Source organism: Aeromonas veronii, from assembly GCF_040215105.1.
In the GTDB taxonomy this organism is placed as follows: Bacteria; Pseudomonadota; Gammaproteobacteria; order Enterobacterales; family Aeromonadaceae; genus Aeromonas; species Aeromonas veronii_G.
This window is the reverse complement of record NZ_CP157875.1, coordinates 1,304,404-1,318,057: the sequence shown is the minus strand read 5'-3', so window position 1 is coordinate 1,318,057 and position 13,654 is coordinate 1,304,404. Positions and strand designations below refer to the sequence as shown.

Here is a 13,654-nt window from a genome sequence, read left to right as displayed (position 1 = left end):
TTGCCCATGCCTTACCAAACACTGCTGTCTGGTCTTACCCCTCCCTCCCCCAGGCTCGGCCTCATCGAGGGCTTCTTTGGCAAGGGCTGGAGCTGGGACGCCCGCGCCCGCTACGCCCAGTGGCTGCCCCGCCACGGCTACGGCTTCTACCTCTATGCCCCGAAGGAAGACGGCTATCTGCGCAAGCACTGGGCCAAACCCTGGCCTGCGGATCAGCTGGCCGCCCTCCGTCAGCTCGCCCAGCAGTGCCGTGACAACGGCCTGGCCTTCGGGGTGGGCCTGAGCCCCATGGGGGCCCATCACGATTACGATCGTCAGCGCCCGGCCCTGCTGGAGAAGGTGCGACTCATCGAAGAGGCGCTCAAGCCCGACATACTGGCGGTGCTGTTTGACGACATGAAGGGAGATACCCCGGATCTCGCCCACTGGCAGCTCACCATCGCCCACGACATCGCCGCCCACACCCGCGCCAGCCGGTTGCTGTTCTGCCCCAGCTACTACTCCACGGATCCCGTGCTGGAGAAGGTGTTCGGCGCCATGCCCCCCCACTATTTGCAAGATCTGGGGCAAGGGTTGGACAAGCGGTTCGACATCTTCTGGACCGGCCCCAAAGTCTGCTCAAGCGAATACCCGGCGGCGCACCTCAAGCAGGCCGCCGACTGGCTGCACCGCAAGCCTTTCCTCTGGGACAACTACCCGGTCAACGACGGCAGCAAGGCCAGCAGCTTCCTGCACCTGCGCGCCTTCGAGAACCGTACCGAGCTCGGGGACCTAGTGGCAGGCCATGCGGTCAATCCCATGAAGCAGGCGGCCCTCTCGGTGCTGCCCCTCGCCACCCTGCCCATCAGCTACAAGCTCGGCAAACAGTACGATCCGGACAAGGCGCTGCATGCCTCCCTCAACGCCACCTGCGGCCCGCAGATCTCCGCCATGATCCAGGCCGATCTGCCGCTGTTCCAGGATGTTGGCCTGAGTCTGCTCACCCAGGAGCAGCAGGATTACCTCAAGGCCCGCTATCTGCCATTCCAGGATCAGATCTGCGTGGACGAGATCCTGCGCTGGCTGGCGGGGGAGTATGTGTTTGACCCGGACTGCCTGACCGACTGAGCCGCGCGCTCGCCGTTCACGAAAAAGGCCCCCCTCTGCACGGCAGAGGGGGGCCTTTTTACACTGTGACATTCACCTGTCAGTCACGGCAGACTGTCAACTGGCCCCGCAGTAACCTGAGTCCATCCGCATACATAAGCCATTGATTTAACATCGAAGAATGGCACATGGAGCTGACTCGCAAGATCCAGTTATCAGCCGAAGGCCAGCCAGACGCCGACAAACAGCATCAGGGAACCCGCGATGCGGTTCATCAGGGTGACATTGCCGCTTTTCGCAAGGAAATGGCGCAGGGTGCGACCACCGCCCGCGTAGAGCAGCAGGCAGGAGAACTCGATGACAAGGATGAGGCCCACCAGGGCGCTGATCTGGGGCACCATCGGCTTGGCCGCGTTGATGAAGGGGGGCAGCAGGGAGATCATGAAGGCCCAGCCCTTGGGATTGGCGATGGCGGTGACAAAACCCTGCAGCGCCAACCCCAGCCGGCTTGTCTCCTGCTCCTTGGATAAATCTGCCGGAATGGCCATCTTGCCCTTGGCCTGCCACATCTGGATGCCGAGCCAGAACAGATAAGCCCCGCCCACGTATTTGAAGGCCGCGAAGATGGCCGGGTAGTGCAGCATGACGGCAGCCACCCCGACCACGGAGAGCACGGACACCAGGCCGACGCCGATGAGCTCGCCCCACATCATGTGCAGGGTGCGGCGCACCCCCAGGCTCATGCCGAGGGTCATGGCCAGGGTCATGCACATGCCGGGGGTAACGGATACGAAGAAGAACGTGGGAATAAACAGCGCCAAGATAGCGGGATCAATCCAGTGGGACACACTACACCTCCATGGTAACAAGCCATCAATCTTGCCCATCGCCCCCCGTACGCACAAGTGAAAACCTGCGCCGCCGCCGGATTTCAGTGATTATCACCACTCCTCCCCCCGGTTCCCCCACGCTGATGCGCAAAACCTGGCGCAGGCCCGCACATCATGAATCCACTCGAGCCCAGCGGGCCTCACATCAGTCCGCCCTCAGGCGACGGGATCAGGGCAGCAGCCAGGCGCGGCACAGCGGTGCTGTCACCCTCATTCACCCCCCTTTCATCGCCACGGGCCGCACGTTTTAAACGAGTTTTTGAATTTCAGGCTTCATTGGGGGCTGTGCTACTCAGGTAAATATGGGTATGGTAGAGGCACGTCACTGCCCCTCACAGAGAACACCATGAGCCTGAAGTTCAAGAAACCCGCTTTTATCGCCTTGGGCCTCATCGCCCTGCTCTCCGCTATCTGGCTCGATTTCTACCTGCCGGAACACACCATCGCCACCATCACCGGGGTGGAGGTGAAGCGTACCGACAAGGATGGCCCCATCAGCCAGAAGAACCCGGCCGACGGCCCCATCACCGATGTCTACTACATCTACACCGAACGCCCTGGCGAGAAGATCCGGGTGTTTCGCAATGAAGATACCCAGTGGGGCTGGCCCTTCTACTTCAAGTTCAATGCCGCGGATGTGCAGGCCAAGGCCAAGTCCATGGAGTTCGAGAAGCGCCTCGCCATCATCACCTCCTACGGCTGGCGCGTGAACATGTTCTCCCTGTTCCCGAACGTCACCAAGATTGAGAGCACTCAGCCCGACGCCTCCACCTGGAGCTTCTTCCGCTGGTTCTGGTTCGGCATCTGGGCCCTGGTGATGGGCAAGGCCGCCATTGCCACCTGGCGTTATTTCGACCGGCTCGAGGATGAGCTGTAAACCGGCCCGTCTGAGCGCGAACGACGTCAGGAATCGACCATGACAGAACCCAGCAAGACCCGCACCAGCTTCTACCGGCGCCTCTATGTCGCCTATCTGATAAGCCAGGGGACGGACACCGTCCCCGCCATCATGGCCGCCACCGGCATGCCGAGGCGCACCGCCCAGGATACCCTGACGGCGCTGGCGGAACTCGACATCCTCTGCCTGTTCGAGCAGACCGAGGGGGCTCGCCACCTGCAGGGACACTATCGCATCAGCGACTGGGGCCCCATCAACCCCGCCTGGATTGCAGCCCAGCTCGCGACGGTCAAGGAGACCCTGGGGTATCCCTGAGGAAGTCATTGGGGTATCCCTGAAAAAGTCATCAGTAATGAAAGAGGGGAGCCTGGGCTCCCCTCTTTCATTGCCGCCAACGCTGCTCTGCACCCGGAATATCGAGTCGCCTCCGCCTTCACCCCGCTGGAGGCAACCCACAACCACGACCCGGACGCCCGCATCTTCGAGCCCGTGACCTTCTTCGCCGATGGCCGCGCCGGTTACGACATCCAGTACCTGACCCGGGATGAGCTGAGTGCAGACGTCTTGCGCCAGTACGAACACTATCTGGTGCTGAGTCAGGACGAGGGGCAGGATCTGCTGAGCGCGGCGCCGGAGCACAGCCCGCCGGAGGCTGGGGGTTGATAGCCCCATTGGTTAGATGAATGTATCGGATGGTTAAATTACTTGGTCAGTGTGGCAAGGCTTTCTGCCTTGCAGGTCTGTTGAATAGGTTGAACTGGTTTATTGGGCACCAAACTTGAGCAATAAAAATCCCCCATCACGGGGGATTTTTATTGGCAGTCACTTGCTGCTTGATGGTCGAGATAACAACCCGCCGCCAGCGACTACTTGTCTACCCCTCTATCCGGCTTAGGTACCAATTGGTGAGCTGGCGCATAAAACGCAGATCTTCCTGATAGTTACGTCATCTTCTGACTGGTTTGCGTATGAGGCTTGCGGATATGCTGGTCATTCGGCGCCTACAGCACCATCCGGGCCCCGCCCGCTGGTCGATGGAGCACACTGGAAGCTGTAATCCACGGGCGGTAGCGTGGGATGTGACCGGTAAACCATGCAGCTAGTAGATTAATTCTCGCCTAATTGGTAATAATGCCCAAAGAAACATCTAATACTAAAATAAGGAAATAATATGATATTTATAAATTCTTTCATGGAGTCTTTTTCTCATCGTTCAACATCCATTGCTCTTTTCAAAGGATTTATAGCATTATTGACTCTTTTGTTGATTTCTACCCAACAAGTAATAACAGCCACTATACCTATCGAGCAATCGGCTTATGAGGAGAAGATTGCTTTTGAAGTAGCAACAGGGATTGCATCCCCATCATTCAAAGAAATGATGTGCGATATAACAAAGGAAGGATATAAGAGTTGTGCACTAGCCAAATATAAAGGTGAACTATCAGAGAATCTCATCGACCTTTTAATGACATTTCATGAATTTATATCTATTCTAGTATATCTCTTTGGTTCACTATGCATTACATCATTCATATCTTATTTGTTGTTACACAAGAAGACCAATGAGAGTAGTAATTAAATATCAGTTCGGAGAGTTAGCTATCAAATACTCTCTTTGTAAGTCATGCTAATTTCTGAGTCTATGTTAAAAATAGACTCTATCATTATAAATAGGACATAGGTTGTAAGTTCTATGTCTAATTTACTAATAACAGCAACCATCTGAACATAAGGAGGGATATTTTAAACGCATAAAATCAACACTATATACGCATGCGCTATATTAACTCTAAAAAGAAAAAATTTGTAAGGAAAACAATGATAAGCATTAATTTAAAAGATAAGAAATTATTCGGCAATGAAGCCGGAGAAGATGAAGACTTATAAATACTTAACTCTTACTATATTGATAATAATGATTTTGATGACTTCTTTGACCCTGACGAAAACCTATCAATTGTCAGTGCAAGAAAAGGTATGGGAAAATCTGCACTTTTGTCTAGATTAGAATACAAATTAAAACATGAAATAAAATATGATTCACCTCTAATCATAAGAGTGAAAGGTAATGAGTTATTAGGTCTTGGCAATTTTTCCGGTGAAGAACATACATATTTAGAAAACTACTGGAAACAAATTATATGTAAGAAAATCATCGTCGAAATAGGTGACAGGATTGGTTTCGCTTTCACTAGCGATGAGATGACCATGGTTGAGCTTGCTGAGATAGAAGGTTTTAAAAGCAAAAACCTTATTGGTGGGATCATTAGCAGAATAAAAAACAAAATCCCCTTGTTAAATGCAGAAATAACGACTAGTCAACCATCAGATCTTAAAAACCTTCTACAGAACTACCAAGACAAACACACTAACTCAAGCATTTGGATATTGATAGATGATATTGACGCAAAATATCAGAACACATCTGAGCATCAAGCTAGAGTCGGTTCATTTTTCAGTGCTATAAGATCGCTATCATTCACCCTGGAAGGCTTAAATATTAGGGCAAGTGTAAGAAGTGATGTTTGGTCATGCCTCAAGCATTTAGAAGATCTTGATAAGTTAGAACAATATATAATCCAAATAACTTGGACCAGACGACATATGAGGGATATGTTAGCACAGAAAATCTTGTCCTATGTACAAAGGAATCATCCGGAATCTTCAGAAGCAAAGTTAAAATTAAGTCGTGATTACAACAAGATAATAGACCTTGTTTTTAGTTCTCCCATAGAGTGGAGAGGAAACTCGGAAGTGAATATGTTTGAAGCCATTTCAGCATTTTCAAATAAAAGGCCAAGATGGATGGGGCAACTCTGTCGCATGGCAGGTAAAAAAGCAAAAGAAAACTCTTTCGCTAAAAAAATAGCTATTGAACATATTAGATTCATACTCATTGAATTTGGAAGGAATAGAAGGGATGATTTAATAAAAGAACACAAGCATCAATTTTTTGAGTTAGAAAATCTAATAGATGCTTTACGGGCAACAAAAAAAGAATTCACATCTAGTGAGCTACATGAAATCATTGTATCTAATTTTATTAGAGAGCGTAATCAGGATAGAATACCTCTGGTAGATGGTAAAACATACACCACCCCTAAAGACCTTGGATATTTCATTTATAAGTTAGGTCTAATATCCAGAATACATGATGATAAAAAAACATTTACTCATTTCACAGATGACCCAGATCTATACAACTCAATAGAAAATACTAACAACAAAATAACATGGTCAATACATTTAGCATACCGTGATTTTTTAAACATTCATTAATTTACTACGTAACTTGTTTATTTAGCATTGAAATCACAATGAAAGATCAAACCTTAAAATAATAACTAATTACACCTATTGTATTATAAACAGTATGGGACATGTAGTGACAGTCCTCCCTCTGAAGCATAACAGAGGGAGGACTCATTTATTTTTAAACGATCTTATTAATGACAAAATCACATTACTTAGAGCAATGGAATTATTTAAATTCGCTTTATATATACAGGAACCTCTACATCCAAACAATATAATATATATCCCCAACACCGATATAATATCGGCCAACGTAAATTGGCTTATCCGGCAATCTTTCGCATATGTTAATGGCGAACAATAGAAAAATATTAACTAACCGCCACTCGTAGTCCACTTCCGATTCACTTGTTAACTCTCTGCTCCTCCAGCCGATACTTCCTTTCAATCCCCACCCCGGCCACAAACTCGGGATCGTGGGAGACAAGCAGCAGGGTGCCCGGATAGTCGGCCAGCACCTGAATAAGCAACTGGCGGGAGGCATGGTCCAGATGGTTGTCCGGCTCGTCGAGCAGTAGCAGGTCTGGCTGTTGTGCCAACACCATCAAGAGTCCCAATTTCAACCGCTCGCCGCCGCTCAAGCTATGGCTCGGTTGCAAGGCTCTGTCTCGCCGCAATCCGATACCCGCCAGCCGGGTTCTCGCCTCGCTCTCAGCCAGTGTCGGCGCCACCGCCAGCAAGTTGGCAAGCGGACTGAGCGCCGTGTCGATAAGACTCAATCCCTGATCCAGACAGGCAAGCCTGGCGCTGATCCGGTAGGAACCCGACTCGGGCGCAAGATCCCCGCGCAGCATCTTGAGCAGGCTCGACTTGCCGCTGCCGTTCTTGCCGCTGAGCAGGCAGCGATCCCCCCGTTGCAGCACCAGGCTGACGCTCTGATTATGCCAACGGGGATGACAAGCCTCCGTGATAGCCAGCGGCTGGGCACTGCCCGGTTTGCTGGCATCCCCCCCATACTGCCACTGCATGCGCAGGGGTTGTACCGCCGCCAGCGCGGCGGCCGCATCCGCCTTGAGCCCCAGCAACTGCTGATGACCACGCTCATGGCGATCCAGCACCTTGCCAAGGGACTTGCCCGCTTGATCCGCTTTGAAATCCAGCAGCACCTTGGCCTGAGAGCCGCGATCCCGCCGTCCCTGACTGGCGCGCTTTGCCGCCTGCTCGCGCACCCTTTGCAGCGCCTGGGCCGCCGCCTTCTCGTTGCGTACTGCCTGATCCAGGCGCGCGTGTCTGGCGGCCTGCTCCTGTACCTGCTGCTGCAGATAGGCCTGGAATGAAAGCTGCGAGCTTTGCAGCCCCTGCTCGCTTAACTCGAACAGTTGCTGGGCCTGATTGAGCAGCCGCCGGTCGTGGCTCACCAGCAGATAACCGCCAGGGTGGCGCGCCAGCAGTTGCCCCAGCCAGTCGATACCCTCGGCGTCGAGATGATTGTCAGGCTCATCCAGCAGCAGGAAATGATCCGGGTTGGCAAAGAGCGCCAACAGCCTTAACCGGGTGAGTTGACCACCGCTTAAACAGGTCTGTGGTTGCTTGAGATCGACAGCCAGATTGGTCTTAGCCAGCAGCGCCGCGAGATCCTCTCGCAGGGTCCAGCGCTCTGCCAACAGATCGAAATCCCGACTGTCGATACTGCCCTGCTCGATGCGCTCAAGGGCGCCCAGGGCCTCCCCCCAGCCAATAAGGTCGGCCACTGAGCCCTCATGCTCGGGCGCAAATTGGGAAAGCCAGGCGATGGGCTGATCCCATTCCACCTTGCCCGATACGGGGGCGCGCAAACCGGCCAACACCGCCAGCAGCAGGCTCTTGCCGATGCCATTGCGACCGATCAGGGTACAGGGCCCTTGGGGCAGGGAAAATGTGAGGGGCGCAATGCCGGGCAGATAAGGCAGTTGCAACTGTTTGATATGACATGAGATAGGGGTCATCTGTACTCCTGTGGGTCAATGCCGGAGCATCAAGCCAAGAGCCAAGCCAAATGACAGGGACGTACGTCCACGGATAAGAAGCAATGAGGAATCAACATCAACCTGTCACGGTAAAGACGCACCCGGCCTCGCAGAACGAGGACAAAGACAATAAGGGGTGCGGACAGGTTAAATGCGCATCGGAGGAAATACTCGGGTATCAAGGGAGCCCAGAGGCTAACCCAAAGCCGGCGGCAAGGTCAACCGACACTCAAGGCACGCTTGATTCACCTCAAAAACGGGCGAAAGCCGCCCCATCCCGAGGTCGGCTGTTGGACATGAATAACGGCCATCACAGGGCTTTGCTCAAGGCCGCCGATCAACAACGGCCCCTGCATCACCACTCGCCGCGGGGATGACTCTTGTTTTTCGCCTCCACCATGGCGATCAGGATGGCCATGAGGCTCGATATCAGCATCAACACCATGGCTATGGGCAGCAAGAACAGGATGACATATGCCCCACCCAGAACCGACCCGTACAAGCCCGAAAACATCATCATCGGTAGTGGCGCCACCATTAACAGGGCGAGGTAAAAAAGGATCCTGGCGATCGCCAGCGGCGTCTTGAGGGACTGGGTCACTATCTTTCGGTACGGCCACATGATGGTTTGCTCCCTGCACTGTGGTTTTGTTGTTGTCAGTCGGCCGCGCCCATGGGAAGTCTGCGGCCTTGCTCGTCCATGATGGTTTTCAAGCAGCACCCTGATTAACAGCCGGGAGGGATAAGGTCAATAGGTCGAGAATCGCTGTATTTTCGCCCATGCACGCATTATCCCGCCTCTCTAACCCTTCACGATACAAGAGATCATCAGACCACCACTTATCAGCAGCAATCACTGCCTAATGACATAATGACCACGGGTTATTCTGCCATATCATCCGGGGCACTTGTGTGGGAGTACACTCTGTTGGCTTGCTTTTATTCAGGGTTTTTCGATGGAAGAGTATTTGATGACTCTGCGTCAGAGGTTTTTTTACCCACTCATTTTGCGCAGACCAGTCTTCGGTGATGGCAGAAACACATATAAAAAGCCGCCTTGGTCGCTATTCAGGAGTCGCGTCGCAAGGCGGAAAGTTCCAATAACAAAGTGTGCCAAAGAATGTTGGTGTTGGAAGTGCTTACTCTACCGTGACGCCCTCCAGTCGCCCCGATGAGTCCATATCAAAATCAACGACATAACCGGATTTTACCCAGCGGGTGCGCTCTTCATTAGCATGATGCCACCCTTTCCTGGCCATATAATCTACGGCCTGCCCCTGATATTTACCCGCAATATGCGAGTTAAGATCCCGCGCAACCTTTCTGACTGACTGCAGATATGCTGCCTCGTCGCTATCGGTAGCGTCTGATTCGACATCGTCCCTGTGATATCTGGGGCGACTTGAATCGCACTCCCCATTGGCTTCACTCAGCTGAGTACAACCCGATTTCTCCAACTGATCCCGGTATGCCTGGCTAATGGCAAATGCCGGCTGGGCAAGAAAGCCCGCGACACATGCCACCAATAAAAGAGAACTGTTTTTCATAAGTAATCCTTTATATCAGCGATACCAGCAACGGGAGCCATTATCGGCCTGGCTTGCATCGGGCAAAGTTCCACAATCCGGCAGTGTTACCCCATCGCGTGTAATCATCTCCGCGCCTTGTTGAGCACCATCATGTCCTCCCGGAGGGACTACGATGCAGCCCGCCAGAGACATCAGCAAGCTGGCAGCAGCCAGCATCATGACCCATTTTTTCATCAGCAAAACTCCATATGACATTTGTTGAGAAGATGTAGCGCTTGAGATTCATTCCGCGCCACGAACTTGTATCCATCAAACAAGAGACGCGGCGCATACAACTTGATTTTCCGTGCAAATGAACATTAACCAACTTGAATAAATATGAGAAGAGAAATGAACTGGTGTTTTATACCGTTTTATGACATTGAATTAATTTCATTTAATTTATTTAATCGATAAATTGTTAATGCATTATTTCATTTATCAGTTTAACTTGTTGGATGTTGATTAATATTACTAGAGCATTAACTTCAAACAAGAAATCGATTTCATTATTTTGTTATCAGATATTTAAAAACACAGAATTGGCACACATAAATGCATTGAAATGGTGCATATATTTGGGAATGATTTTTATTACTGCATTTCAGAATGTATCAAAACATTACCCATCAACATGAGAGCCCTTCTTCAATCAGGAGCGAAAAATATATCAACCCAAGCACCAATAACAATAAAAGACCCATTACACCAATATAATTGGCGTCACCCATAACTATTAATAATTTATATTTCGAAGTAGCGGCTGATGGTAACCATGTGATCGATGTTCATGACGTTACAAATAGAGACAATCAATCATCTATCGACACAGCAAGTTACCCTGACGAAATAAGGTGGCGACATCGCAGCACGAGTTTTCGGCAAGCCCACATCCCAGGATCCGCACCTGACTCAACCACATCCACGGCGAACGAGTGAAAGAAGAGTCGAAAAAGGCTGAATATAAGAACCAATGCGATGGATGGGATGGATGGATTGTCCTGCGCCACTTCGCCTTGTGCTCTGTGGCACCGCAGGAAACACACTCTCTGTTTGGCAGCTCTGGGGACGCTGCTGGCGGTAATGGCATAAGCCGTCTGAACCGATGACAGTGAGCGGCAGGGACAAAGGTTAGGCCGACACAGTGCATACCAGACCTTGGATGAGTCAAGCCTCATCAGGCATCTTGTGGCTGCACTCTTACAAGGCTGCCGCCAGCAGCGCAGTGCCGTAGGAGTTGTCGATGGTGCAGCGCCACTGCCCATCGGCTTCTTTGCGAAACACATAGGTGGCGCGGCGGGTTTCATCGATCCAATAGCCTTGCCCGTCCGGGTAACGCAGCCGGGTCTCCATGATCACCAGGGCATTGTCGGCCCCCTCGATCACCTCCATGGCGCCCTGAGTGACCTCTAGCTGCCCGTCAAAGTAATCCGAGATGGCCCCGAAGGCGCGGCGGATGGCGGGGATGCCGCGTACCACCATGCCGGGTTTGACCACCAGGGCGGCGTCCTCGGCGTAGAAGGCCATCAGGGCATCGAAGTCGCGCCGGGAGATGGCGGCGTCGCAGGTCTCGATAAGTGAACGTAGGGGATGCTGGCTCATGCTCTGCTCCTCAATCCTCTGGGTTAATCCAAGACGGTTTCAGCCTCTGCCCAAAAACAAACATCCCCCGGGGCCGGGGGATGTTTCAGGTCGCTTAACCGAGCAGGAAGGCCCGTAGCGGGGCGAACTCCGCCGGCAGGTTGTGGGACAACAGCGGCAACACGGCGTGCTTGGCGAGCGGTGCTGGCAAAGGCACATCCAGCCCCAGGATCTCGTCCACCGACTCCTTGAACTTGGCGGGATGGGCGGTGCACAGGAACACCCCCACTTCGTCTTGCCCAAGCTGCTCACCCAGCAGATCCCAGGCGATGGAGCCGTGGGGCTCGCACAAGTAGTCCAGCTGGTGCAGGCGTTTGAGCGCATCACGGGTCTGGACATCGTCACGCATGCCTGACCCTAAGGTTTCCAGCGCCCAGCCGTTGCGGCGGCACAGCTCCTCTACCCTAGGCCAGTTGTTGGGGCGGCTCACGTCCATGGCGTTGGAGAGCGTTGCGACCGTCTGGTGCGGCTCCCACTGGCCGGATTTGAGGTAGCGCGGCACGGTATCGTTGGCGTTGGTGGCGGCGATGAAGCGTTTCACCGGCAGCCCCAGCGCCTTGGCAATCAGACCTGCGGTCAGGTTGCCGAAGTTGCCGGACGGCACGCTGATGACCGCCTTGGCACGATCGGCTTTCGGCAGCTGGGCCACGGCCTCGAAGTAGTAGCAGACCTGCGCCAGCAGGCGGCTGATATTGATGGAGTTGGCGGAGTTCAGGCCGATGGCCTTTTTCAGCGCTTCATCGTCGAAGGCCTGTTTCACCAGCGCCTGACAGGCGTCGAAGTCGCCGTCGATGGCGATGGTGCGGATGTTGCCGCCCAGGGTGCAGAACAGCGCCTCCTGCAAGGGGCTGATCTTGCCCTTGGGGTAGAGGATGACCACCTCTATTCCCTCCAGCCCGTAGAAGGCGTGGGCCACGGCGGCGCCGGTATCGCCGGAGGTGGCGGTGAGTATGGTGATCTTGTCGTTGGTTCTGAACGCGGCCAGGCACTGGGCCATGAAGCGGCCGCCGAAGTCCTTGAACGCCAGGGTCGGGCCGTGGAACAGCTCCAGGGCATAGGTATTGTCTTTGAGCTTCACCAGGGGCGCGGGGAAGGTGAAGGCTGCGTCGATCAACTCACTCACTTTAGCGGCAGGTACTTCATCCCCCAGCAGGTGGCTGATGATGCGCACCGAGCGCTCGGCCAGCGGCAAGTCCAGCAAGGCATCCACATCGGCCAGCGGTTCCAGTTTCTCGGGGAAGAAGAGCCCCTGTTCACGGCCCAACCCCTGGCGCACCGCCTGGGCGAAGCTGACCTGTTCACTCTTGTCCTTGATATTGTAAAGATTCATAGCTCGCTTCCTGTTACCCGTGCCCCGGCCATGTCCAATTTGCAGACCCGGGCAAATCCATCTTCGTTCTGCACGAAATGTGCGTCCATCCAATCCTTCATGCGCTCGGCCTGGGCCAGATCCTTCATCACCACGAAGACGCTGGGGCCGGAGCCCGAGATGCCGGTGGCAAGCGCCCCGTTCTGGGCGGCCTGGGCCCGCACCTCGTTGAAACCCTCGATCAGGGCCGCGCGGTAGGGCTCGGCAATCACGTCTTTCAAGACGCTGGCGGCCAGCCCTTCCTGGCGGGTGTAGCTTGCATGCACGAAGGCCGCCAGTCGACGACCGTAGGTGAGGCAATCCTGACGGCGATACTGGGCCGGCAGGATGGCGCGGGCGGCGGCGGTGGAGACCACGGTGCCCGGGTAGCAGACCACCCAGTACCACTCCTCGAACACCGGAATACCCTGGCTGATGACGCCTGCTTCTTCCACGATCAGCTGCATACCGCCGAGATAGCAGGGGGCCACGTTGTCGTAGTGCACGGAGCCAGAGATACGTCCTTCCATCTCCCCCATCAGCAGCAGAAGATCGTGCTCACTCAGCGGGTTGTCGTGGAAGGCGTTGAGCCCCTCCAGGGCCGCCACCACGCTGCAGGCGCTGGAGCCCATGCCGGAACCCACCGGCAGGTTCTTCTCCAGCACCATCTCCAGCGGCCGCAGTGCCTTGCCCAGCTTGGCGAGCGCCTCGCCGTAGCCGACCCAGCAGTCGTAGAGGATGTTCTTTTTGGGATCGTCCGGCAACTTGTGGGCATAGCGCCCCACAGCCGACAGCTCAAACGGCACCTCTGCCGCCTTGACCTGGACACGATCCCCCAGGAGGGAGCCATCCACGGGGGCGAGCGCCGCCCCCAACACATCGAAGCCCACGCTCAGATTGGCGCTGGAGGCCGGGGCATAAGCCACTACACTGCGGCTCTGGTACATGTCTGAACTCAT

The 13,654-nt window shown here is 53.8% G+C and carries 14 protein-coding genes; 6 read left to right on the top strand and 8 right to left on the bottom strand.

The genetic code is table 11. The features are described 5' to 3' along the window. Positions 1-6 precede the first annotated feature (6 nt). On the top strand, positions 7-1,107 hold the full coding sequence (locus ABNP46_RS06225) for a beta-N-acetylglucosaminidase domain-containing protein (protein ID WP_349921546.1): 1,101 nt from the start codon (positions 7-9) through the stop codon (positions 1,105-1,107). A 194-nt stretch (positions 1,108-1,301) separates the two neighbouring features. Here the strand turns inward: ABNP46_RS06225 and ABNP46_RS06220 are convergent, their stop codons facing one another. Then, on the bottom strand, positions 1,302-1,934 hold the full coding sequence (locus tag ABNP46_RS06220; RefSeq protein WP_349921545.1) for a LysE family translocator: 633 nt from the start codon (positions 1,932-1,934) through the stop codon (positions 1,302-1,304). Positions 1,935-2,322: 388 nt separating this feature from the next. On the opposite strand from ABNP46_RS06220, the gene ABNP46_RS06215 reads away from it, so the two are divergent. The 5 genes from ABNP46_RS06215 (at position 2,323) to ABNP46_RS06195 (ending at position 6,156) form a co-directional block, all read left to right on the top strand. Then, positions 2,323-2,853: a DUF1523 family protein gene (locus tag ABNP46_RS06215; protein WP_349921544.1), complete on the top strand. Its 531-nt coding sequence runs from the start codon at positions 2,323-2,325 to the stop codon at positions 2,851-2,853. Between the two features lie 39 nt (positions 2,854-2,892). Next, positions 2,893-3,189: a winged helix-turn-helix domain-containing protein gene (locus ABNP46_RS06210; RefSeq protein ID WP_349921543.1), complete on the top strand. Its 297-nt coding sequence runs from the start codon at positions 2,893-2,895 to the stop codon at positions 3,187-3,189. A 174-nt stretch (positions 3,190-3,363) separates the two neighbouring features. Next, on the top strand, positions 3,364-3,537 hold the full coding sequence (locus tag ABNP46_RS06205) for a hypothetical protein (protein ID WP_349921542.1): 174 nt from the start codon (positions 3,364-3,366) through the stop codon (positions 3,535-3,537). A 508-nt stretch (positions 3,538-4,045) separates the two neighbouring features. After that, positions 4,046-4,456 (top strand): hypothetical protein, encoded by a 411-nt coding sequence (locus ABNP46_RS06200; RefSeq protein ID WP_349921541.1) that lies wholly within the window; start codon positions 4,046-4,048, stop codon positions 4,454-4,456. Between the two features lie 308 nt (positions 4,457-4,764). Next, positions 4,765-6,156 (top strand): P-loop ATPase, Sll1717 family, encoded by a 1,392-nt coding sequence (locus tag ABNP46_RS06195; protein WP_434476192.1) that lies wholly within the window; start codon positions 4,765-4,767, stop codon positions 6,154-6,156. A gap of 380 nt (positions 6,157-6,536) precedes the next feature. On the opposite strand, the gene ABNP46_RS06190 is transcribed toward ABNP46_RS06195, so the two are convergent. From ABNP46_RS06190 to thrB, 7 genes are all read right to left on the bottom strand, one after another. Next, positions 6,537-8,117, bottom strand: a complete 1,581-nt coding sequence (locus ABNP46_RS06190) for an ATP-binding cassette domain-containing protein (protein ID WP_349921539.1) — start codon at positions 8,115-8,117, stop codon at positions 6,537-6,539. Positions 8,118-8,493: 376 nt separating this feature from the next. Further along, on the bottom strand, positions 8,494-8,739 hold the full coding sequence (locus tag ABNP46_RS06185; RefSeq protein ID WP_349921538.1) for a hypothetical protein: 246 nt from the start codon (positions 8,737-8,739) through the stop codon (positions 8,494-8,496). Between the two features lie 538 nt (positions 8,740-9,277). Continuing rightward, complete coding sequence (locus ABNP46_RS06180; RefSeq protein WP_349921537.1) at positions 9,278-9,685, bottom strand: hypothetical protein; 408 nt, start codon at positions 9,683-9,685, stop codon at positions 9,278-9,280. Positions 9,686-9,700: 15 nt separating this feature from the next. Then, entirely contained in the window at positions 9,701-9,901 is a 201-nt protein-coding gene (locus ABNP46_RS06175; protein WP_349921536.1) for a hypothetical protein, read from the bottom strand. 1,005 nt (positions 9,902-10,906) lie between these two features. Next, positions 10,907-11,308 (bottom strand): YybH family protein, encoded by a 402-nt coding sequence (locus ABNP46_RS06170; RefSeq protein ID WP_349921535.1) that lies wholly within the window; start codon positions 11,306-11,308, stop codon positions 10,907-10,909. Positions 11,309-11,402: 94 nt separating this feature from the next. Then, positions 11,403-12,677, bottom strand: coding sequence for a threonine synthase (gene thrC, locus ABNP46_RS06165; protein WP_349921534.1), 1,275 nt, complete (start codon positions 12,675-12,677; stop codon positions 11,403-11,405). Further along, on the bottom strand, positions 12,674-13,654 hold the full coding sequence (gene thrB, locus ABNP46_RS06160; RefSeq protein ID WP_349921533.1) for a homoserine kinase: 981 nt from the start codon (positions 13,652-13,654) through the stop codon (positions 12,674-12,676). The genes thrC and thrB overlap by 4 nt, the downstream gene beginning before the upstream one ends.